The 21,641-nt window shown below is 69.7% G+C and carries 18 protein-coding genes; 11 read left to right on the forward strand and 7 right to left on the reverse strand.

The window, feature by feature from the left end; translation table 11 throughout:
- Positions 1-61: 61 nt before the first annotated feature.
- Complete coding sequence (locus bpln_RS20345) at positions 62-1,639, forward strand: aldehyde dehydrogenase (NADP(+)) (RefSeq protein ID WP_042627171.1); 1,578 nt, start codon at positions 62-64, stop codon at positions 1,637-1,639.
- 586 nt (positions 1,640-2,225) lie between these two features.
- Complete coding sequence (gene trpS / locus bpln_RS20350; RefSeq protein ID WP_042627172.1) at positions 2,226-3,311, forward strand: tryptophan--tRNA ligase; 1,086 nt, start codon at positions 2,226-2,228, stop codon at positions 3,309-3,311.
- Positions 3,312-3,550: 239 nt separating this feature from the next.
- On the opposite strand, the gene kdgD is transcribed toward trpS, so the two are convergent.
- Positions 3,551-4,468, reverse strand: a complete 918-nt coding sequence (gene kdgD, locus bpln_RS20355) for a 5-dehydro-4-deoxyglucarate dehydratase (RefSeq protein ID WP_042626816.1) — start codon at positions 4,466-4,468, stop codon at positions 3,551-3,553.
- A gap of 220 nt (positions 4,469-4,688) precedes the next feature.
- Between kdgD and garD the strand changes: the two genes are divergently transcribed.
- A complete protein-coding gene (gene garD, locus bpln_RS20360; protein WP_055139823.1) occupies positions 4,689-6,239 on the forward strand; it encodes a galactarate dehydratase in 1,551 nt (516 codons plus the stop codon).
- A 143-nt stretch (positions 6,240-6,382) separates the two neighbouring features.
- Here the strand turns inward: garD and bpln_RS20365 are convergent, their stop codons facing one another.
- Together bpln_RS20365 and bpln_RS20370 are read right to left on the reverse strand one after the other, a co-directional pair.
- Positions 6,383-6,946, reverse strand: coding sequence for a hypothetical protein (locus tag bpln_RS20365; RefSeq protein ID WP_042627174.1), 564 nt, complete (start codon positions 6,944-6,946; stop codon positions 6,383-6,385).
- A gap of 226 nt (positions 6,947-7,172) precedes the next feature.
- Positions 7,173-8,282: an acyltransferase family protein gene (locus bpln_RS20370; RefSeq protein WP_052498398.1), complete on the reverse strand. Its 1,110-nt coding sequence runs from the start codon at positions 8,280-8,282 to the stop codon at positions 7,173-7,175.
- Positions 8,283-8,696: 414 nt separating this feature from the next.
- On the opposite strand from bpln_RS20370, the gene bpln_RS20375 reads away from it, so the two are divergent.
- Positions 8,697-9,131 (forward strand): DoxX family protein, encoded by a 435-nt coding sequence (locus tag bpln_RS20375; RefSeq protein ID WP_055139824.1) that lies wholly within the window; start codon positions 8,697-8,699, stop codon positions 9,129-9,131.
- A 128-nt stretch (positions 9,132-9,259) separates the two neighbouring features.
- On the opposite strand, the gene bpln_RS20380 is transcribed toward bpln_RS20375, so the two are convergent.
- Both bpln_RS20380 and bpln_RS20385 read right to left on the reverse strand, forming a co-directional pair.
- Positions 9,260-10,555: an MFS transporter gene (locus tag bpln_RS20380; RefSeq protein ID WP_042627176.1), complete on the reverse strand. Its 1,296-nt coding sequence runs from the start codon at positions 10,553-10,555 to the stop codon at positions 9,260-9,262.
- A 639-nt stretch (positions 10,556-11,194) separates the two neighbouring features.
- The gene (locus bpln_RS20385) at positions 11,195-12,337 is read right to left on the reverse strand and encodes a branched-chain amino acid ABC transporter substrate-binding protein (protein WP_042627177.1); all 1,143 of its coding nucleotides are present in this window, start codon (positions 12,335-12,337) and stop codon (positions 11,195-11,197) included.
- Between the two features lie 340 nt (positions 12,338-12,677).
- On the opposite strand from bpln_RS20385, the gene bpln_RS20390 reads away from it, so the two are divergent.
- From bpln_RS20390 to bpln_RS20410, 5 genes are all read left to right on the forward strand, one after another.
- Positions 12,678-13,643 carry a 4-hydroxyproline epimerase gene (locus bpln_RS20390; RefSeq protein WP_055139825.1) on the forward strand — a complete coding sequence of 322 codons (966 nt, stop codon included), beginning with the start codon at positions 12,678-12,680 and terminating at the stop codon, positions 13,641-13,643.
- Positions 13,643-14,770: an NAD(P)/FAD-dependent oxidoreductase gene (locus bpln_RS20395; protein WP_042627179.1), complete on the forward strand. Its 1,128-nt coding sequence runs from the start codon at positions 13,643-13,645 to the stop codon at positions 14,768-14,770. Before bpln_RS20390 ends, bpln_RS20395 begins: the two co-directional genes overlap by 1 nt.
- Positions 14,763-15,047 carry a (2Fe-2S)-binding protein gene (locus bpln_RS20400; protein ID WP_042627180.1) on the forward strand — a complete coding sequence of 95 codons (285 nt, stop codon included), beginning with the start codon at positions 14,763-14,765 and terminating at the stop codon, positions 15,045-15,047. The genes bpln_RS20395 and bpln_RS20400 overlap by 8 nt, the downstream gene beginning before the upstream one ends.
- Positions 15,044-16,321 (forward strand): NAD(P)/FAD-dependent oxidoreductase, encoded by a 1,278-nt coding sequence (locus bpln_RS20405; protein WP_055139826.1) that lies wholly within the window; start codon positions 15,044-15,046, stop codon positions 16,319-16,321. The genes bpln_RS20400 and bpln_RS20405 overlap by 4 nt, the downstream gene beginning before the upstream one ends.
- Positions 16,322-16,423: 102 nt before the next feature.
- Positions 16,424-17,227, forward strand: a complete 804-nt coding sequence (locus bpln_RS20410; protein ID WP_042627182.1) for an AraC family transcriptional regulator — start codon at positions 16,424-16,426, stop codon at positions 17,225-17,227.
- A gap of 268 nt (positions 17,228-17,495) precedes the next feature.
- On the opposite strand, the gene bpln_RS20415 is transcribed toward bpln_RS20410, so the two are convergent.
- A complete protein-coding gene (locus bpln_RS20415; RefSeq protein WP_042627183.1) occupies positions 17,496-17,756 on the reverse strand; it encodes a hypothetical protein in 261 nt (86 codons plus the stop codon).
- A gap of 349 nt (positions 17,757-18,105) precedes the next feature.
- On the reverse strand, positions 18,106-19,998 hold the full coding sequence (locus bpln_RS20420) for a bifunctional sugar phosphate isomerase/epimerase/4-hydroxyphenylpyruvate dioxygenase family protein (protein WP_055139827.1): 1,893 nt from the start codon (positions 19,996-19,998) through the stop codon (positions 18,106-18,108).
- Between the two features lie 272 nt (positions 19,999-20,270).
- On the opposite strand from bpln_RS20420, the gene aroQ reads away from it, so the two are divergent.
- Together aroQ and bpln_RS20430 are read left to right on the forward strand one after the other, a co-directional pair.
- Positions 20,271-20,723 (forward strand): type II 3-dehydroquinate dehydratase, encoded by a 453-nt coding sequence (gene aroQ, locus bpln_RS20425; protein ID WP_055139828.1) that lies wholly within the window; start codon positions 20,271-20,273, stop codon positions 20,721-20,723.
- Entirely contained in the window at positions 20,720-21,574 is an 855-nt protein-coding gene (locus bpln_RS20430; protein ID WP_055139829.1) for a shikimate dehydrogenase, read from the forward strand. The genes aroQ and bpln_RS20430 overlap by 4 nt, the downstream gene beginning before the upstream one ends.
- The last annotated feature ends 67 nt before the right edge of the window (positions 21,575-21,641 follow it).

Below are 21,641 nucleotides of genomic sequence, written 5' to 3' on the forward strand. Positions count from 1 at the left end.
CATCGTATCTGTTGGGCTACAATGCGCGACACGAATCTTTTTCGACTGACGGAGCATAGCGATGCAATTGACAGGTGAGATGCTGATCGGCGCCGAAGCGGTGAAGGGCGCGGCCGGCACGATGCATGCGTTCGACCCGACGCGCGGCGAAACCATTGCCGAGCCGGCCTTCGGCATCGGTACCGAGGCTGAAGTCGAGCGTGCCTGCGCGCTCGCGCAGCAGGCGTTCGACGCGTACCGCGCCGAGCCGCTCGAGCGCCGCGCGGCGTTCCTGGAGGCGATCGCCGACGAGATCCTCGAACTCGGCGACGCGCTGATCGAGCGCGCGCAGGCCGAGACGGGCCTGCCCGCCGCGCGCCTGCAGGGCGAGCGCGGCCGCACGGTCGGCCAGCTGCGGATGTTCGCGCGCGTGGTGCGCGACGGCTATTTCCTGCGCGCCTCGGTGGACCCGGCGATGCCGGAGCGCACCCCGCTGCCGCGCGCCGACCTGCGCCTGCAGAAGGTGCCGCTCGGCCCGGTGGCCGTGTTCGGCGCCAGCAACTTCCCGCTCGCGTTCTCGGTGGCGGGCGGCGACACGGCCTCCGCGCTGGCGGCCGGCTGCCCGGTGATCGTCAAGGCGCACGAAGCCCACCTCGGCACCTCCGAGCTGGTCGGTCGCGCGATCCAGCGCGCCGTGGCGCGCAGCAACATGCCGGCCGGCGTGTTCTCGCTGCTGATGGGCCCGGGCCGCGTGATCGGCGCCGCGCTCGTCAAGCATCCGGAGATCAAGGCGGTCGGCTTCACCGGCTCGCGCCAGGGCGGCCTCGCGCTCGTCAACCTCGCGAACGCGCGCCCCGAGCCGATTCCCGTCTACGCGGAAATGAGCAGCATCAACCCGTTCGTGATGTTCCCGGCCGCGCTCGCGGCGCGCGGCGAGACGATCGCGCAGGGCTTCATCGATTCGCTGACGATGGGCGTGGGCCAGTTCTGCACCAACCCGGGCCTCGTGATCGCCGTGGACGGCCCCGAACTCGACGCGTTCTCGCAGGCCGCGGCCGCCGCGCTCGGCGGCAAGCCGGCCGGCACCATGCTCACGCGCGGCATCGCCGACGCGTACCGCAGCGGCCGCGCGAAGCTGCAGGAAGCGGCCGGCGTGCGCCAGCTCGGCACCGGCGGCGCGGGCGAGGGCGGTTGCGCGCTGTCTGGCGCGCTGTTCGACGTGGACGCGCAGACCTTCCTGCGCGAGCACGCGCTGCGCGACGAAGTGTTCGGCCCGGCCTCGCTGATCGTGCGCTGCCGCGATTTCGACGAAGTCGCGACCGTGCTCGAAGCGCTCGAAGGCCAGCTCACGGCCACGCTGCAGATCGACGACGCCGACGTGGAAGCGGCCCGCAAGCTGCTGCCGATCCTCGAACGCAAGGCCGGACGCCTGCTCGTGAACGGCTTCCCGACCGGCGTCGAGGTGTGTGACGCGATGGTCCACGGCGGCCCGTTCCCGGCCACCTCGAACGCGATGACGACCTCGGTTGGCGCGACCGCGATCGACCGCTTCCTGCGCCCGGTCTGCTACCAGGACTTCCCGGAATCGCTGCTGCCGGAAAGCCTGCGCGAGTCGAATCCGCTCGGCATCGCACGCCTGCGCAACGGCCGTTCGGAGTAACCCGGCCGTAACCCGGTCGGGACCGGCGCGGCGACGCTCTCCGAGGCTTGCGCGGCGCCGGTCCGGCTTTTGCCGGCTTCGATGCGGCGGCGTCGAAGCCGGCGCTTTTTGCGCGCCGCCGGCGGGATGGCGTGGCGCCTGCCTTCCGCCTTCTCCCTTCCGCCGCCTGCGTGATGCGCCGCGTGGCGCGGTTTCGCTCCGCCTGTCGTCGCGACGCGCGATCGGCCTGATGGTCCTGATGCTTCCCGTCCCTCCGCGCCGATGAACCACCCATGGCGGCGTTCGATCGAGTCACGAGGCATGACGCGTCGGCTCCCGCTGGCCGGCCTCCTTCGCAGCCCGAAGCATTGCAGCGGAAATCTCGCCCATCCTTGCGCGATGCCGGGCCGCGCGGCGCCGTTCTGTGGCACCCTAGCGCGATGCATACGATTCCGACCACCCGCAGCCTCGCTTGCCGCTGGCGCCGCTCCTGACGGCGCGGCATCGTCTTGTGTGAATCACGACCCTGTCCGCCGCGGTCTGGCCGACACGGATCTGGACATCCGTTGCCCCGGGCGCCGCGGCGGTTTTCTCCGGAGAGCCTTCCATGTCCGACCTCCAGGCACCCGCCACCCCGCTGCCCGTCGTGCTGACGGGCGACCGCCCCACCGGCCCGCTGCATCTGGGCCATTACGTCGGCTCGCTGCGCACGCGGCTGCAACTGCAGGACACCCACCAGCAGACCCTCCTGATCGCCGACACGCAGGCGATGACCGACAACGCGCACGATCCCGACAAGGTGCGCCGCAACGTGCTCGAGGTCGCGCTCGACTACCTGGCGGTCGGCATCGATCCGGCCAAAAGCACGATCGCCGTGCAGTCGGCGCTGCCGGCGCTGGCCGAGCTGACGCTGCTGTACCTGAACTTCGTGACCGTCTCGCGGCTGGAGCGCAATCCCACCATCAAGGACGAGATCCACGCGCGCGGCTTCGGCCGCGACATCCCGGCCGGCTTCCTCTGCTATCCGGTTGCGCAGGCGGCCGACATCACCGGCTTTCGCGCGCACGTGGTGCCGGTGGGCGAGGATCAGGCGCCGCTGATCGAGCAGACCAACGAGATCGTGCGGCGCCTGAACCGCCAGACCGGGCGCGAGCTGCTGCCCGAGGTCGAGGCGCTGATCCCCACGCTCGGCCGGCTGCCCGGCATCGACGGCACGGCGAAGATGAGCAAGTCGCTCGGCAACGCGATCGCGCTGGCCGCGCCCGAGGACGCGATCCGCGCGGCGGTCCGGCAGATGTACACCGATCCGAACCACCTGCGCGCGTCGGATCCCGGCACCGTCGAGGGCAACGTGGTGTTCACCTATCTCGACGCGTTCGACGACGACCTGGCCGAGGTCGAGCGCCTGAAGGCCGCCTATCGCGCGGGCGGGCTCGGCGACATGGTGGTCAAGCGGCGGCTGGAGGAGAAGCTGCAGGCGTTCGTCGGGCCGATCCGCGAGCGGCGCGCGCGGCTCGCGGCCGATCTCGGCTACGTGATCGAGGTGCTGGCCGAGGGCACCGAGCGCGCGCGAGCCGTCACGCAGGCCACGCTCGACGAGGTGCGCGCCGCGCTCGGCACGTTCTCGCTCGACACGGTGCGCGAGCTGCACGCGGCCGCCCGGCGCGGCGCGGCCGGCGAGCCGGGCGCCTGAGCGCGCGGCGCGCCCCTCGGTGCCGGGTGGCCGGCCCGGGTGATTCGGGCGGGCGCGAATGGCGGGCTGCGCGTCGAGCGCTGCCGGCGAGCCTTCGCCGCCGGCGGCTCCGTACAAAAACAAACCCCTCGCCTCCAGAAAGGCGAGGGGTTTTCCGGACGACGGCCGACGCTGCCGGCGGCCTTCGCCCGTGAGCCGCCAGGTGACCGATCGGCCGGCCCGGCGAGGCCGCGTCTGGCTTACTGCGCGCCGAGCTGCTTGATCAGCGCGTCGAGCTGCGCCAGTTCTTCCTCGTTCAGGTCCGTCAGCGGCGCGCGCACCGGGCCGGCGTCGTGGCCGACCAGCTTCGCGCCGGCCTTCACGATGCTCACCGCGTAACCGGCGCGGCGGTTGCGGATCTTCAGGTACGGCAGGAAGAAGTCGTCGATCAGCTTGCCGACCGTTGCGTGGTCGTCGGCCGCGATCGCGCGGTAGAAGTCCATCGCCGTCTTCGGGATGAAGTTGAACACGGCCGACGAGTACACCGGCACGCCCAGCGCCTTGTAGGCCGCGGCATAGACTTCCGCGGTCGGCAGGCCGCCGAGGTACGCGAAGCGCTCGCCCAGGCGGCGGCGGATGGTGACCATCGCCTCGATCTCGCCCACGCCGTCCTTGAAGCCGATCAGGTTCGGGCAGCGCTCGGCCAGACGCTCGAGCATGTCGGCGTTGAGCTTCGAGTTGGCGCGGTTGTAGATGATCACGCCGATGTCGGGCACGGCCTTGCAGACTTCCTCGGCGTGCGCGGCGATGCCTTCCTGGGACGCTTCGGTCAGGTAGTGCGGCATCAGCAGGATGCCGTTGGCACCGAGGCGCTGGGCTTCCTTCGCGTATTCGATCGCCACGCGCGTGGGGCCGCCGGCGCCGGCCAGGATCGGCACCTTGCCCTTGCAGGTTTCGGCGGCGGTGCGCACCACGTTCGAGTAGTCGTCACGCGTGAGCGAGAAGAATTCGCCCGTGCCGCCGGCCACGAACAGGGCCGAGGCGCCGTAGGGGGCGAGCCATTCGAGGCGTTCGACGTAGGTGCCGGGGCGGAAGTTGCCTTCGGCGTCGAAGTCGGTGACGGGGAAGGACAGCAGCCCTTCCGAAATGATCTGCTTGAGTTCCTGAGGCGTGGTCATGTTGGGTCGTCCTAGGTGCGCCGGGCGCGGGTTCATTCATTAACCGGATGTGTTGTATGTCATCGTACAACATCATTTTGGGTGGCGCAAGCCTCCCTCCGGCGTTTCCCCGATCGATTTCTGCCTTTCGGCATCAGGGTTTACGCACAATCACGGCGGCGCCGCCCATGTTGTATGATGACTGTTAATTCACCGCTCGTTGCAACGAGGATTTCCCCTGATGTCCCAGTCCCCTCTCTACATTCGCGTCCACCCGGACGACAACGTCGCGATCGTGGTCAACGACGGCGGGCTGCCCGCCGGCTCGCAGTTCGCCGACGGGCTGACGCTCTGCGAAGGCGTCCCGCAAGGGCACAAGGTTGCGCTGGTCGATCTGAAGGAAGGCGATCCGGTGCTGCGTTACCACGTCCTGATCGGCTACGCGGCGAAGGATCTGCCGCGCGGCAGCTGGGTGAACGAGCGCACGCTGCGCATGCCCGAGCCGCCCGGCCTCGATGATTTGCCGCTCGCCACCAGAAAGGCGCCCGAACAGGCGCCGCTCGAAGGCTACACGTTCGAGGGCTACCGCAACGCGGACGGCACGGTCGGCACGCGCAACATCCTGGCGATCACCACCACCGTGCAGTGCGTGTCGGGCGTGGTGGAGTTCGCGGTCGAGCGGATCCGGCGCGAGCTGCTGCCGCGCTACCCGAACGTCGATGGCGTGGTGGGGCTCGAGCACACCTACGGCTGCGGCGTGGCGATCGATGCACCCGGCGCCGAGATCCCGATCCGCACGCTGCGCAACATCAGCATGAATCCGAACTTCGGCGGCGAGGTGATGGTGGTCAGCCTCGGCTGCGAGAAGCTGCAGCCCGAGCGGCTGCTGCCGGCCGGCGTGATCCCGGTGACGGTGGACAAGCCCGACAACGGCGGCGTGGTGTGCCTGCAGGATGCGGCGCACGTCGGCTTCATGTCGATGATCGACTCGATCGTGACGATGGCCGAGCAGCATCTGGAGCGCCTGAACCAGCGCCGCCGCGAAACCGTGCCGGCCTCGGAGCTGGTGGTGGGCGTGCAGTGCGGCGGCAGCGACGCGTTCTCGGGCCTGACCGCGAATCCGGCGGTGGGCTTCGCGGCCGACCTGCTGGTGCGTGCCGGCGCGACCATCATGTTCTCGGAGGTGACCGAGGTGCGCGACGGCGTGGCCCAGCTCACCTCGCGCGCCGCGAACGAGGACGTCGCGCGCGAGATCATCCGCGAGATGGCCTGGTACGACGCCTATCTGCAGCGCGGCCGGGTGGATCGTAGCGCGAACACCACGCCCGGCAACAAGAAGGGTGGCCTGTCGAACATCGTCGAGAAGGCGATGGGTTCGATCGTGAAGTCGGGCAGTTCGGCGATCTCGGGCGTGGTGAGCCCGGGCGAGAGCGCCAAGGGCAAGAAGGGCCTGATCTACACCGCCACGCCGGCCAGCGACTTCATCTGCGGCACGCTGCAGCTCGCGGCCGGCATGAACCTGCACATCTTCACCACCGGCCGCGGCACGCCCTACGGTCTCGCCCAGGTGCCCGTGATCAAGGTCGCCACGCGCAGCGACCTGGCGCGCCGCTGGCACGACCTGATGGACGTGGACGCCGGCAGCATCGCCACCGGCGAGAAGACCATCGAGGAGGTGGGCTGGGAGATGTTCCGCCTGATGCTCGACGTCGCGAGCGGCCGCAAGACCTGGGCCGAGCAGTGGAAGCTGGCCAACGCGCTGACGCTGTTCAACCCGGCCCCGGTGACCTGATCGGACGAGGCCGGCGCGGCGTGGCCGGGCGCTCGGGCCGCCGCGTTCTTATCGTCCCATGGCAAGCACGCCCGCCGCGTTCCGGCGGGCGTTTTCACTGGCGCGCGCAACGCGAGTGGCGTGCCGGTCCACCTGGCTGTGGCTCAGCGGTTCGCGCCGAGCGAGCCGCGCAGCACGTCCATCAAGCGGTAATAGTGCGACTGGATCTCGTCGCCGGGCAGCACGTTCGCGATCGCGAAGCGCTCGGCCCAGCTCGCGTGCCACGCGTAGCTGCCATGCATGGTGCGATCGCCGTTCGGTCCGGTCACGAGCGAGCGGATCCGCGCATCGCGCCCGGCGCCCGAGTGCGTATCGAACAGCGCGAGCATCAGCGCGTGATAAGCGCGGTAGACCTCGTCGTCGAACAGATGCCGGTACACATGCAGCGTCCGGTCGAGATCGCGCTTGATGCGGATCACGTCGTCGGGCGAGATGTCCTTCCAGTAGCCGACCCACGTGTAGAAACAGAGCAGCGCGTTCAGTTGCGGGGCGACGACGTCGTAGATCGCGAGCCGCTTCTCGATCAGCTTCTGGTTGGTCCACTGCACGAGTTCGAGCCGCTTGAGCCGGCGGCTGATCAGCCAGCCGAGCGCGGTGACCGACAGCGGCGTCAGGACACTGATGGCGAGCCGGGCGATTTCGAGGGCGTTCGACGGGGACACGGACATGGACGCGAAGCGCCGGCGAAAGGGGAAGTGAAAGCCTAGCAGGCGCGCATGTCGTGTGGGAGGCGTTAGTCGCGTCCGAAAATTTTCTTTGCGCGGAAGGGGAGGCGGCGCGGTGTCGGGCGCCTGCATGAGGGCCTTGACGGCGCGCGGAAGCCGCTGAACGGCACCGCGGACGAGAACGGCGCGGCCCTTGCCGGACCGCCGTCGTTCGTCGTTTGTCGGCCGATCAGCTCGAGAGCGGCGCGATCGGCGTGATGATGCCGTCGTCGGCGGCGGCGGGCGGGGCCGCCGGCGGCGCGACGCGCAGCCGGCCCGTGCCGATCGCCTTACCCAGGCGCATTCCCGGTTGCTCGATCAGATACCACGAGATCACGCCGAAACCGATCGCGAGCGGCACGGCCAGCATCCAGTTGCCCATCGCACCCATGCTCGGGAATGCGGCATGGATCAACTGCTGCATGATCCATCCACTCAGATAGGTGCCGTACGAGAAGTCGCCGGGCAGGCGCAGCTTGCGCACGACGGGCAGCGTGGAGAGCCAGATCGCGCCGAGGAACAGCGTCGCGCAGGCGAAGTAGCGCAGCGCTTCGGTATCGCGGAACAGATACGTGGCGGCGAGCAGCGCGAGCAGGATCGGGCCGTTCAGCGCGACGCGGTCCTTCCAGGTGGCGAGCAGCACGCCGGCCACGAAGTAGATCACGATCGGGGCCGATGCGAGCGGCAGATACAGCCGCGGAACCACCTGCGGGTAGCGCAGCAGCACGGCGCCGAACGCGACGAACACCAGCGAGAACAGCACGCGGTTGCGCATGAGCCCCGTCAGGCTGACGGCCGCGAGCGCGACGTAGCAGAAGCACTCCACCGGGATGGTCCAGATCGCGCCGTTCACGCCTTTTTCGGGCGCGTTCTCGAACACGCCGGGCAGCACGTAATTACTGTGCAGCTTCAGGTTCTGCCACACGTAGAGCAGCGTCTCGTGACTGCCCAGATAGGTGCCGACCGGCAGCGTGGTGAGCAGCGGGCCCATCACGCAGGCGGTGAGCAGGATCACCACGATCAGCGCCGGGAAGATCCGCGCGATGCGGGCTGCCGCGAAACGGCGCAGGCTCGGGTTGGCCAGCAGGCTGTTGGTGACGACGAGGCCGCTCAGCAGGAAAAAGAACTTGACCGCGAGGCCGCCGGAATAGTCGAAACGCAAATACTCGAGTACGAAGTCGCGGCCGCTGGTGTCCCCGGAGAGATTGTGGGCATGGCCGACGATCACGACGCTGGCCGCGATCAGCCGCAGCAGTTCGAAGTTGTTCCTGTCGCGCTGCAGGATGTCTTTTAGAAGCATGTTGAGCAGGGAGCAGCGAATTGGCAAAATTTGCAGACACTCGCGCGGCGAGCAACTTTATTACCGATCGTTTTTAAAAATTACGTCGATTATAAGGTGATTGAATTCAACTGGGGTTTGAATTCGGTAATACCCGCATTGGCGGAGTGTTGATTCACCGATTAGTAATATTTTCTTTATTGGGGCGAGAATGGCAATTATTGCCGATTCAAATGCGGCGCAAATGGCCCATGAACCATCGCCACGGGCTTTCCCGGCAGGCTGGGCGTTTTGAGCAGGCCGCCATTCGCGCACCGGCGTAAAGATTTGCTACAACCTTTTGCTTGGAACCCCGCTTGGAATCTTCTTATTCTGGCGAATTTGCGAATCGCGGCAGCAAGTCATGGCGATTCGCCCGATTCAGAGGAGAAGAATATGACGCGTTCCGTCGATTCCGGCGTGATCTTCATCGCGAGGCTGTTGATGGCGGCCCTGTTCTTGTGGGGCGGCGTGATGAAGCTGTTCGGCTACGGCGAATTCGTCGCTTATCTGAAGCATCTGTACGTGCCGTTTCCGCAGTTCGCCGCGCCGCTGGTGGTCGCCGTCGAGGGGCTCGGCGCGCTGCTGCTGATCGTCGGCTATCGCGTCAAGCCGGTCGCGCTGCTGCTCGCGGCCTATACGATCCTCGCCGCCGTGGTCGGCCACAACTTCTGGGACGCGACGAACTCCGCCGCGCAGCACGATCAGGTGGTCCACTTCTGGAAGAACGTCGCGATCGCGGGCGGCTTCCTGCTGCTGTACGTGACGGGCGCCGGCGGCGCGAGCATCGACGCGATGCGGCGCCCGCACGGCTACGGGCTGCTGCGCTGAGCAACCGGCACGCGCGAAAAGCGCCCGGCCATGAAAAAGGGCGCCGCGAGGCGCCCTGATCGAACCACGAATCTGCCGCGAAAAATCTCCCGCGACGATGCACCGGAACGGCCGGTGCCGCCTGCCGCTCAGCGTGCGTTGCGCGCGCAGAGCGCGCCGAGCGCGCCGATCACGCAGACCGCGCCGACGTAGGCGGTCGGTGCGAACGGGTTCGATTTCATCATCAGCGACACGATCACCGGCGACAGTCCGCCGAAAATCGCATACGCGACGTTGTACGAGAACGAGATCCCGGAGAAGCGGATCACGGCCGGGAAGCTGCGCACCATCGCCGTCGGCACCGCGCCGACGGTGCCCACCAGGAAGCCGGTGAGCGCGTAGAGCGGCAGCAGCGTCGAGGCATCGGCGGCCACCTTGACGTACAGCGTGCAGAAGCAGGCGGCCAGCAGCAGCGAGCCCACTACCAGCACCGCCTTCGCGCCGAAGCGGTCGGCCAGCGCGCCGGCCGTCACGCAGCCGATCGTCAGGCACAGCGTGGCGATGCTGTTGGCGAACAGCGCGGTGGCCGCGGGGATGTGCAACTGCTTTTGCAGCAGCGTCGGCGTCATCAGGATCACCACCACGATTGCGGCCGACAGCATCCAGGTCAGCACCATCGAGACCAGCACGGCGCGGCCGTGGTCGCGCAGCACGGCCTTCAGCGGAATCTCGGCGGCCAGCGCCTTGCGCGCCTGCAGTTCGGCGAACACCGGCGTCTCGTGCAGCCAGCGGCGCAGGTAGACGGAGAACATCCCGAACACGCCGCCGAGCAGGAACGGGATGCGCCAGGCGTAGGCCGTGATCTCGGGCTGCGAGAAGTGCCCGGTGACGCTGGCGGCCACCAGCGAGCCGAGCAGGATGCCGGCCGTCAGGCCCGCCGTGAGCGTGCCGCAGGCGTAGCCGATCCGGCTGCTCGGCACGTGCTCGGACACGAACACCCAGGCGCCCGGCACTTCGCCGCCCACCGCCGCGCCCTGCAGGATGCGGAACAGCAGCAGCAGCACGGGGGCGAGGATGCCGATCGACTCGAAGGTGGGCAGCAGGCCCATCAGCAGCGTCGGGATCGCCATCAGCAGCACGCTCAGCGTGAACATCCGCTTGCGCCCGACCAGGTCGCCGAAGTGCGCCATGATGATGCCGCCGAGCGGGCGCGCCAGATAGCCGGCCGCGAAGATGCCGAAGGTCTGCAGCTGGCGCAGCCAGTCGGGAATGTCGTGCGGGAAGAACAGCTGCCCGATCGCCGGCGCGAAGAACACGAAGATGATGAAGTCGTAGAACTCGAGGGCGCCGCCGAGCGCCGCGAGGCCGAGAGTCTTGTAATCGCTGCGCGTGAGGGCGCGCTCGGCGGCAGCGGGTTGCGCGTGGCTCGTTTCGTATGCTTGCATGGTCAGGACGATCGATATTCGAGTATTGCGGCGGGCGCGGCGCGCGACGCCGTCAAGCGTCCCGGGCGGCGGGCCGGATCGGCGCGCGACACGGGCCGCGCGGCCGTGGATCAAGGCCACGCGGGGACGACTGTCAGGCAGGTCGCTGGATTCTACAGGATGAAACGCGGCGTTCCGACACAGGGAAAACCGCATGGTCGGCGTGAACCGAACGGTTAAGAAACGGGGCTCGGCGCATTGCCGGGCGCGGCGCTCCGGCCGAAAAACCAGGACCGGCGGGCGAACCGGCCGAAAAAATGAACGGGGAGGGCGGTGGACGGCGGAGGGGGCCGTTGCCGGTCGCGCGGAATGCGATGGCAACGGCGGCGGGGCCACGTCAGGAGTCCTTCGGGGGGACGCCGGACAGGCAACGTCCGATGGCAACGATGACATCGGACGGCGACTTCCATGAGGCGACGGCAAGGGACAACGGCAAGGGACAACGGCAACGAGCAACTACGATCAACAACGACGGCGCGGGCGACTTCGGCACGGCATCGTCAGCGGACGGCTTCGGAGAATCAAGTCCAGGCAAATCCGGCCGGCGGGCGGGCCGCGCCGCCGGGGCCATCGGGCCCGCGGCGGCCGCCCGCCCCGATCTCAGTTCCCGGCGATCGTATCGACAGCCTTGAACGCGCCGTGATCGACGCGGTAGATCGTGACCGGCGCGTCGCGCAGGTCGCCCTTCGAGTCGTAGGAGATGGTGGGCGCCGACACGCCCTTCACCGACACCTTGCCGACATACGGGCCGTACACCTTCGGATCGGTCGAGTTCGCGTTCTTCATCGCCGTCAGCAGCGCGATCGTGCCGTCATACGAGTACGGCGAGTAGGTCACCACGTCCTCGTGGAAGCGTGCCTTGTAGCGCGTCTCGAAGCCGGCGAAGCCCGGCATCTTTTCCTTCGGCAGGCCGCCCATGTAGACGATCGCGCCTTCGGCCGCCGTGCCGCCCACCTTCAGGAAGGTCGGCGACTTCGACATCTCGCCCGTCACGAACGCGGCCTTGATGCCGAGCTGGCGCATCTTGCGGATCATCGGCGAGGATTGCGCGTCGCCGCCGCCGTAGAACACGGCGTCGGGGTTCATCCCCTTCAGGTTGGTCAGGATTGCCGAGAAGTCGAGCGCCTTGTCGTTGGTGAAATCGCGCTTGATGATGGTGCCGCCGGCCTTCTGCACGGCGTCGGCGAATTCGTCGGCGATGCCCTGGCCGTAGGCGGTGCGGTCGTCGATGATCGCCACGCGCTTGTAGTGCAGCGTGTTGACGACGTAGTTGCCGACGATGCGGCCGGCCTGCGCGTCGCTCGTCAGCAGCCGGAAGGTGGTCTTGTAGCCGCGCGCCGTGTATTGCGGGGAGGTGGCCATCGAGATCTGCGGCAGCCCCGCGCGCTCGTAGAGGTCCGAGGCCGGGATGCTGGTGCCCGAGTTGAAGTGGCCGATGATCCCGGCGACGTTGCTGTCGATCAGCCGCTGCGCCACCGTCGTGCCGGTGCGCGGGTCGGCCTGGTCGTCCTGCGATTCGAGCACGAACGTGACGGGCTTGCCGCCGATCACGGGCCTGGTCGCGTTGAAATCGTCGATCGCGAGTTGCACGCCCTTCTGCATGTCGGTGCCGTAGTTCGACTGGGTGCCGGTCAGCGGCGCGGCGAAGCCGATCTTGACGGCATCGGCGGCCAGGGCCGGCGTGGCCGCGGCGACGAGGGCGGCGGTCGCGGCAAGCGCGATATGCGAGATCTTCACCTTCACTTTCGATTCCCCTTTTGACTGCTGTGGCCGGCACTCGTGCGCCGGCGTGTTGGCGATCGCGGGAGGGCGGCGTGCCGCTGCCCTCCACTGTGCTGAAATCGGCGAATCGCGGGATTGGCGCGGGCCTTGCCGCGTGACACGGGCTGGCTGGCGAGGAATGCCGCGAAACGAACGACTCCAGCGCAGTCTAGGTAGCGAAAAAGGTGGAGTCTTGCGTGTAACGTGCGCACAAAATGACGAAATCGGCATATGCACGGTTTCCCTGACTGTGCTGATTTCGTCATTGGGTGCGCGTAATGACGCCAAGACGCGGGGCGCTGCGCGTTCCTACGATAGCGGCATGAAAACACTCGACTTCATCGATTCGCACACGGGCGGTGAGCCTACCCGCCTCGTCGTGTCCGGGGGCCCGGATCTCGGCCGCGGCCCGCTCGCCGAACGGCTCGAACGCCTGCGCCGCGATCACGACGACTGGCGCGCGGCCGTGGTCACCGAGCCGCGCGGCTCCGACGTGATGGTGGGGGCGCTGCTCTGCGAGAGCGACGATCCGACCTGCGCGGCCGGCGTGATCTTCTTCAACAACGTCGGCTATCTCGGCATGTGCGGCCACGGCACGATCGGGCTGGTGGTCTCGCTCGCGCACCTGGGCCGGATCGGGCCGGGCGTGCATCGGATCGAGACGCCGGTGGGCATCGTCGAGGCGACGCTGAACGCGGACGGCTCGGTGTCGGTGCGCAACGTGCCGGCCTATCGCTACCGCCACGACGTGACGGTCGAGGTGCCGGGCCACGGCCCGCTCGCGGGCGACATCGCGTGGGGCGGCAACTGGTTCTTCCTGGTACCCGAGAGCGAGCACCGGCAGCGCGTCGAGCCCGCGCAGCTGAAGGCGCTGACGGCGTTCTCGGGCGCGACGCGCGACGCGCTGATCGTGGCCGGCATCACCGGCGCGCACGGCGCGCTGATCGACCATATCGAGCTGTTCGGGCCGCCGTCGCGGCCCGACCTCGACAGCCGCAGCTTCGTGCTGTGCCCCGGCGACGCCTACGACCGCTCGCCGTGCGGTACCGGCACCAGCGCCAAGGCCGCCTGCCTCGCGGCCGACGGCAAACTCGCCGAGGGCGAATCCTGGCTGCAGGAGAGCGTGATCGGCAGCGTGTTCGAAGTGCGTTATGCGCGCCATGCCGAACCGGTGGAAGGCGAGCCGGCGATCGTGCCGACCATCACGGGGCAGGCGCACGTGATGGCCGAGGGCCGGCTCTGTTTCGACGCGCGCGATCCGTTCGCGAACGGGATCCGGCTCGGCTGATGGCACGCGCGGACGTGATCGTGATCGGCGCCGGCATCGTCGGCGCCGCGTGCGCGGCCGAACTGGCCGCGCGCGGCCTCGACGTGGAAGTGATCGACGCGGGCGGGATCGGCGGCGGCACGACCGCGGCGGGCATGGGCCATCTGGTCGTGATGAACGACACGCCGGCCGAGCTCGCGCTGTCGCGCCGCTCGCTCGCGCGCTGGCGCTCGCTCGCGCCGCAGCTGCGCGAGCGCGACGCCTACCTGCGCTGCGGCACGCTGTGGGTGGCCGCGGACGACGAGGAACTGGAAGCCGCGCGCGCGATGCGCGACGGCTATGCCGCGGCCGGCGTGTCGGCCGAGGTGATCGACGCGGCCGGGCTGCGCGCGCGCGAGCCGATGCTCGCGACGGGGCTCGCGGGCGGGCTGTTCGTCGACGGTGACGGGATCGTCTACGCGCCGTCGGCGGCCGAATGGCTGCTGACGCAATCGCCCGGCGCCGCGCGAATCCGGCTGCGCCTGCGCAGCGCCGTGGTCGCGCTCGACGGCACGACGGTGCGGCTGGTCGGCGGCGAGACGCTGGCCGCCGCGCAGGTGGTCGTCGCGAACGGGCTCGCCGCGGCGCAGCTCGTCGATGGCGTCGCGCTGCAGCCGAAGAAGGGCCACCTGCTGATCACCGACCGGTATCCGGGCGCGATCACGCACCAGTTGCTCGAACTCGGCTATATCAAGAGCGCCCACCACGCGCAGGGCACCTCGGTCGCGTTCAACGCGCAGCCGCGCCCCACCGGGCAGATCCTGATCGGCTCGTCGCGCCAGTTCGACAGCACCGATCCGGCTGTCGAGATGCCGGTGCTGGCGCGCATGCTCGCGCGTGCGAAACAGTATCTGCCGGGTCTCGCGGACCTGAACGCGCTGCGTGCCTGGACCGGCTTTCGCGCCGCGACACCCGACGGGCTGCCGCTGATCGGCCCGGTCGCGGAGCGCCCCGGCGTGTGGCTCGCCACCGGCCACGAAGGGCTCGGCGTGACCACCTCGCTGGCGACGGCGGAGCTGATCGCCGCGCAACTGACGGGCGGCGAGCCGCCGATTCCCCCCGAACCCTACTGGCCGTCCCGGCCGCTTCCCGGAGCCGCCCATGCCTGAACGCGAGAGTACCCGCGCCGTCGCGATCGGCGTGATCATCGACGGGCGCGCCTGCCGCGTGCCCGAGGGTGCCACCGTCGCGGCCGCGCTCACGCTCGTCGAGGGCGTGCGCGGCACGCGCACGTCGGTCGGCGGCGAGCCGCGCACGATGCTCTGCGGCATGGGCATCTGCCACGAATGCCGGGTGTCGGTGGACGGCCGCGCCCACGTGCTCGCCTGCCAGACGCCGTGCCGCGAGGGCATGACGATCGACACGACCTGGAACTCTCCATCATGAAGCCGCATTACGACGTGGCGATCGTCGGCGCCGGGCCGGCCGGGCTCGCCGCCGCGCGGGCCGCCGCCGCCGAGGGCGCCCGCGTCGCCATCCTCGACGACAATCCGCACCCCGGCGGCCAGATCTGGCGCCAGGGGCCGATCTTTCCGGCCGCCGCGCCGCTGGTGGAGGCGCTCGACGCGCTGCGCGCGAGCGGCGTCGACCTCGTCTGCGGTGCGCGCGTGGTGGCCGCGCTGCCCGGGCGCACGCTGCTCGTGGATACCGCCTCTGGCGGCGCGACGCTGCACTACGGGCGCCTGGTGGTGGCCACCGGCGCGCGCGAGCTGCTGCTGCCGTTCTCCGGCTGGACGCTGCCCGGCGTGACCGGCGCGGGCGGCCTGCAGGCGCTGATCAAGGGCGGCGTGCCGGTGCGCGGCGAGCGGATCGTGATCGCCGGCAGCGGGCCGCTGCTGATCGCCGCCTACGCGACCGCGCGCGAGGCCGGCGCACGCGTGGTGGCGGTGCTCGAACAGGCGCCGGCGCGGGCCGTGCGCCGCTTCGGGCTGTCACTGCTGGCCACGCCGTCGAAGCTCTGGCAGGCCGCGAAGCTCACGCGCGGTTTCGCCGGCAGCGAATACCTGACCGGCAGCGTGGTGCGTGCCGCGCACGGTGAAACGCGCGTCGAAGCCGTGCGGATCGAGACGGTCGGCGGGCGCTCGCGCGTGATCGAGTGCGACCGGATTGCCTGCGGCTACGGGCTGCTGCCGAACCTGACGCTGGCGCGCGCGCTCGGCTGCGAGGTCCGTGACGGCGCGGTGGTGGTCGACGCGCGGCAGCGCACCTCGCTCGACGCGGTGTACGCGGCCGGCGAAAGCACCGGCGTCGGCGGGATGGAACTCGCGCGCGTCGAGGGCGCCATCGCCGGGCTCGCGGCGTCCGGCGTCGCCGAGGATGCCGCGCGCTTCGCGCCGCTCGTGCGCGAGCGCGAGGTCTGGCGCGGTTTCTCGGCACGCGTCGCGGCCGCGTTCACGCTTGGCGACGCGGCGCGCGCGCTGCCGCCCGACGACACGCTGCTGTGCCGCTGCGAGGACGTGACGATCGGCGCCGCACGCGCCCATGCCGACGCGCGCGACGCCAAGCTGCTGACGCGCTGCGGGATGGGCGCCTGCCAGGGCCGTGTCTGCGGCGCGGCGGCCGGCGTGCTGCTCGGCTGGCAGGAGGCCGTGCCGCGTCCGCCGTTCGCGCCGGTGCGGCTCGGCACGCTGGCGGCGCTCGCCGACGAGGCGCTCCGGTAGGGCGCTTCACTGTCACGCATCGACCGCCCGCTCCGATATCACGCCCCGACAGCACGCTCCGCTAGAATCGACGCACCCGCCGCCCCGGACTCCGCCTTCGCGATGACGCTTCCCGCCGCTTCCTCCGCCGCCTCGCCGCTCGCCGACGCGCTGTGCCCGCCGCCCGGCGCGGCCCAGGGGCTCGACGCGATGCTCGCGCATTTCTCGCTGCTCGCGCCGGTGCTCGACGCGCTGCCCGACGTCGCGTTCTTCGTGAAGGACGTACAAGGCCGCTACGTGCTGGCCAATCGCACGCTCGCGCAGCGCTGCGGCTTCAAGGAGAAAAGCGGGCTGTACGGCAAGACCACCGAGGAGGTGTTCCCGCGCCGCTTCGGGCGAAGCTATCTCGAGCAGGACATGGCCGCGATCCACGCCGGCCAGCAGCTGACCGACCAGCTCGAACTGCACCTGTATCCGGGCCGGCAGCCGGGCTGGTGCCTGACCACCAAGGAACCGCTGCGCGAGGCGGACGGCCGCGTGGTGGGGCTGGCCGGGATCTCGCGCGACCTGAAGGCCAACGAGGGTTCGCACCCGGCCTACAGCCGGCTCGCCGACGTCGTGCAATACATCCAGGAGCATTACGTGCAGCCGCTGAACCTGAAGCAGCTCGCGGAGATGGCCGGGATGTCGGTCGCGCAGCTCGAACGCTACTTCCACAAGGTGTTTCACCTGACGCCGCGTCAGGTGCTGCTGAAGACGCGGCTCGACGCGGCCACCGCGCTGCTCGTCAAGCACGACAAGGTCACCGATGTCGCCGCGCTGTGCGGCTACACCGATCACAGCGCGTTCTCGCGCCAGTTCAAGGCGACCGTCGGCGTCACGCCGACCGAATACCGGATGACGCTGCAGGCCGAACGCGGCGCTTGAGACGCCGGTCCTTCGAGGCGGCGACGGCGGGAATGAGCGGAGCGATTCGCGCGGCTGGCTTCGAGCGCGACGCGTGCCGGCCATCTGCGATTGAGTGCAACTAACGGTCAATCCGGCCGGCGCCCTGCTGGCATTGTGCTTCTGACCCGGCAGGGGGGCAACGGAAGGCCGGCGGGAAGCGGGCAGGCAACACGCGCCCGGGTGCGCGGCGTTTCAAACGGAAATTCAAACGGAAAAACAAACGGGAGCACGCGCCGCGGATGGCGCGTCAGCGATAGCCGAGGCCCTTCAGCACGGCCGTGCCGTCGGCCGTCAGCCGGAAGGTCGGCGCATCGGCATCGTTGCCGACCATCTCGACGAGGCCGGCTTCCTGCAAGGCCGGCAGTTCGGGTTTGGCATTCGCGCCGATGGGCGCGTGCAGCAGCACGAGCAGCGTCGCGATTTCATGATGGCTGAGCAGACGCCGCAGCATCGTCTTCGGACGCGAGAGGGGGCTGGCCGGGCGGCCGGGTGCTTCATTGGCGCTCATTGCAAACCTCCTGTTTGATCTTGAGAACGATTGGTGGCGAAGTGTGACGATCGAGACTTAAACGATTCTTAAAATCGGCCCGGGTGCGGGAATGCCCGGGGGGCGCGGCGTTACGGCTTGTCACGGCGGCGGCCGACGGCCGACGGCCCGGCATGCCGCGATGCGGTGGCACGCGGGACGCCGACGGGCCGGAGCGACGCCCGCGGAGGCACATTTTCGCAAGGCAACGGCTGCGCGCGCCGACCCGCCGGCCCGCGGCCTGCCGGCGCGAAGGCGAGGGCGCTGCGGCCCCGGCGGATGCCTCCGCCGGCGTCGCCGTTTCCCGATCAGCCGGTCAGCGCCGCTGGCCTCACTTCCTGCGCTGCGCCTGCGCGGCCAGCCGCACCGCCGTGTTGGCCGCGCCGTAGCCGTCGTAGCCGCCGCGGCGCTCGACGATCTCGAACGAGAAGCGCTCGTCCACCAGCGCCGTGTATGCATGCAGGAATTCGCCGCCGTGTTCGTCGCGGTCGTACAGCAGGTGATGGCGACGCAGCGTGTCGACGAAGGCATCCGGCAGCGCGTAGCGCGCGGCCAGGTCGTCGTAGTAGTTGCGCGGAATCGCGAGGAACGTCACGCCGTCCGCGACGGCCTCGGCCACCGCCCCGACGATGTCGTCGGTGCGGAACGCGACATGGTTGAGCCCCGAGCCATGATAGCGGGCCAGCGACTCGAACACGGCCGTGTGGCGGTCCACCGACGCGTTCAGCGCGATCCGCACGCTGCCGTCCGGGCTGCGCACGGCGCGGCTGCGCATCAGCCCGTACGGGTCCGGCACCAGCCAGCTCTTTTCCGCCTCGAAGCCGAACGCGGTGCGCAGGTACAGCACCCAGGTATCGAGCGCGTCGGCCGGCAGCGCGAGGCAGACGTGGTCGATGCCGGTCAGCGGCCCGACCTCGCCCGGCTCGTCCATCCCGGTCAGCACGAAATCCGATTCGTAGAGCGTCGGCGCGTCGGGACGCTCGTCGACGAAATAGTGCAGGCTGCCGTCCGGCGCCTGCACGCCCGGCACCACGCGCTCGTTCGGCCCGATGCGCCCCGAGAACGGCGCGAAGCCGAAGCTCGCCGCGCGTTCGAACGCGAGCTTCGCGTCGTCCACCTGGAACGCCGAGGCGCACAGCGACAGCCCGTGCCGCTGGAAGAACGCGTCCGCGAACGAATCGGGCTCGGCGTTCAGCACGATCGACGCGGCGCCGTGCTGGTAGAGCGTGACGTGCTTCGAGCGGTGCCGGCCCGCCAGCCGGAAGCGCAGCCGGCCGAGCCAGCCGGCCACCTTCTCCGCCGCCGCCGCGTCCACCGCGAACTCGATGAACTTGAAGCCGACGTGCGCCGGCGCGGCGGGCGGCGCGAACAGCGGCTGGCCTGGCGCCGGCGCGCGGCCCTCGGCGGCGAGCCGGGCGCGCGTGACGTCCTCCAGGTGCAGCAGCGAGCGCAGGCCGTCGGCGGCCGTGATCGCGGTCGGCGCGGCGCGAAAGCCGTCGTTGAAGATCTCCAGCGACAGCGGCCCCGTGAAGCCCGATTCGATCACGCGCGCCGTGAAGCGCGCGAGGTCGAAGTCGCCCTGACCCGGGAACGAGCGGTAGTGGCGGCTCCATTCGAGCACGTCCATCGCGAGCCTCGGCGCGTCGGCGATCTGCACGAACGCGATCCGCTCGCCCGGGATCGCGGCGATGCCGTCGGGATCGTCGTCGAGCGAGAGCGTGTGGAAGCTGTCGAGCGCGAGGCCCAGGTGCGGGCTGTTCACGGCGTTCACCAGCCGCCACGCGTGGCCGTAGGTCTTCACCACGCGGCCCCAGGCCAGCGCCTCGTAGGCGGCGATCACGCCCGCGCCGCGCGCGGCCTCGGCGAGCGCGCCGAGCTGGTCGGTCAGCAGCGCGTCGTCGGCGAGGGTCTGCGGCGAGACGTTGCTGCAGACCAGGATCCGGTCGGTGCCGAGCGCATGCATCAGGTCGAACTTGCGCCGCGCGCGCTCGAGATTGCGCGCGAGTTGCGCGGCATCGACGCCCTCGAAATCGCGGAACGGCTGGAACAGCACGATCTCGAGGCCGAGATCGGCCGCGATCCGCCGCACGTCGGCGGGCGAGCCGTCGAAATAGAGCAGGTCGTTTTCGAAGATCTCGACGCCGTCGAAGCCGGCCGCGGCGATCGCGTTGAGTTTTTCGACGAGCGTGCCGGACAGCGACACAGTGGCGATCGAGCGCTTCATGGATGAATCCCTGCGAGGAATCGGGCCGCGGCGAAGCTGCCGGCGAGCCGGCCACGAACCACCGGGTTGATCCGGCCGCGTTCGCGGATCGCGCAGCATCCCGATTTTATTGAGACGTGGAGCCGGATTATACAAACTAACTAGGTGGTACAAATAAGCATAAACCCCGAAAGACAAGCATCGCGCCGAACGTGCAAACTTGCGCCACATCAAAAAGTCGTGCGCGATGGTGCGTCATCGTCAGTCGATCCCTGTTTCCGGAGTCGTTCTTCATGTCGAAATCGAAGGTCCTGGTGCTCAACGGGCCGAATCTCAACCTGCTGGGCACGCGCCAGCCCCATATCTACGGCGCCGAGACGCTGGCCGACGTCGAGCGCCGCTGCGCCGCCGCCGCGGCCGCGCTCGGCCTCGAGATCGAATGCCGCCAGTCGAACGCCGAGCACCAGTTGATCGACTGGCTGCACGAGGCGCGCACGCGCATCGACGGCGTGGTGATCAATCCGGCCGCCTACACGCACACCTCGGTCGCGCTGGCCGACGCGCTGGCGGCGATCGACAAGCCGGTGATCGAGGTCCACATCTCGAACGTCCACCAGCGCGAGGCGTTCCGCCACCATTCGTATGTGTCGGCGGTGGCGCGCGGCGTGATCTGCGGCTGCGGCACGCAAGGCTACGAGTTCGCGCTGCAGCGGCTCGCGGCGCTGCTGAAGGAGACGGCGCGATGAGCGGCACGTCGTTCCTGATCGGCCTGATCGGGCAGGGGATCGGCGGCTCGCTGTCGCCGGCCATGCACGAGCGGGAAGGCAGCCTGCAGGGCTTCAACTATGTTTACCGGCGTCTCGATCTCGACGCGCTCGGCCTCACCGTGGACGCGCTGCCCGAGCTGCTCGACGCCGCCGAGCGGATGGGCTATGACGGCCTGAACATCACGCATCCGTGCAAGCAGCGCGTGATCGCGCATCTCGACACGCTGTCGGACGACGCGCGCGCGCTCGGCGCCGTCAACACGGTGCGCTTCGCGGGCGGCAGGCGCAGCGGCCACAACACCGACTGGTCCGGCTTCGCGAAGTCGTTCCGGCGCGGCCTGGCCGGCGCGCCGATGGAGCGCGTCGTGCAGCTCGGCGCGGGCGGCGCGGGCGCGGCGGTGGCCCACGCGGCGCTGATGCTCGGCGCGCAGGCGCTGACGCTGTTCGACGTCGAACCCACGCGCGCGGCCGCGCTCGCGGACGAACTGCAGGCGCGCTTTCCGGCGGCGCGCGTGACGGCGGGCGGCGCGCTCGACGCGGCGATGGCATCGGCCTCGGGCCTGATCCACGCCACGCCGACCGGCATGCTCAAGCACCCCGGGCTGCCGCTGCCGGCCCATCTGCTCGCGGCGCGGCCGTGGGTGGCCGACATCGTCTACTTCCCGCTGGAAACCGAACTGGTGCGCGTGGCGCGCGCGGCGGGCTGCCGGACGCTGCCGGGCGGCGGGATGGCCGTGTTCCAGGCCGTCGACGCGTTCGAGATCTTCACCGGCCGCGAGCCCGACGCCGAGCGCATGCTCGCGCACTTCGAGACGCTCGTCGCGCGCTGAGCCGCCCCGTCGTGCCGCTACCGCCACTGCCGTCATCACACTGCCGTCATCACAATAACCAGGAGAC

This window comes from Burkholderia plantarii (assembly GCF_001411805.1).
GTDB classification, from domain to species: Bacteria; Pseudomonadota; Gammaproteobacteria; order Burkholderiales; family Burkholderiaceae; genus Burkholderia; species Burkholderia plantarii.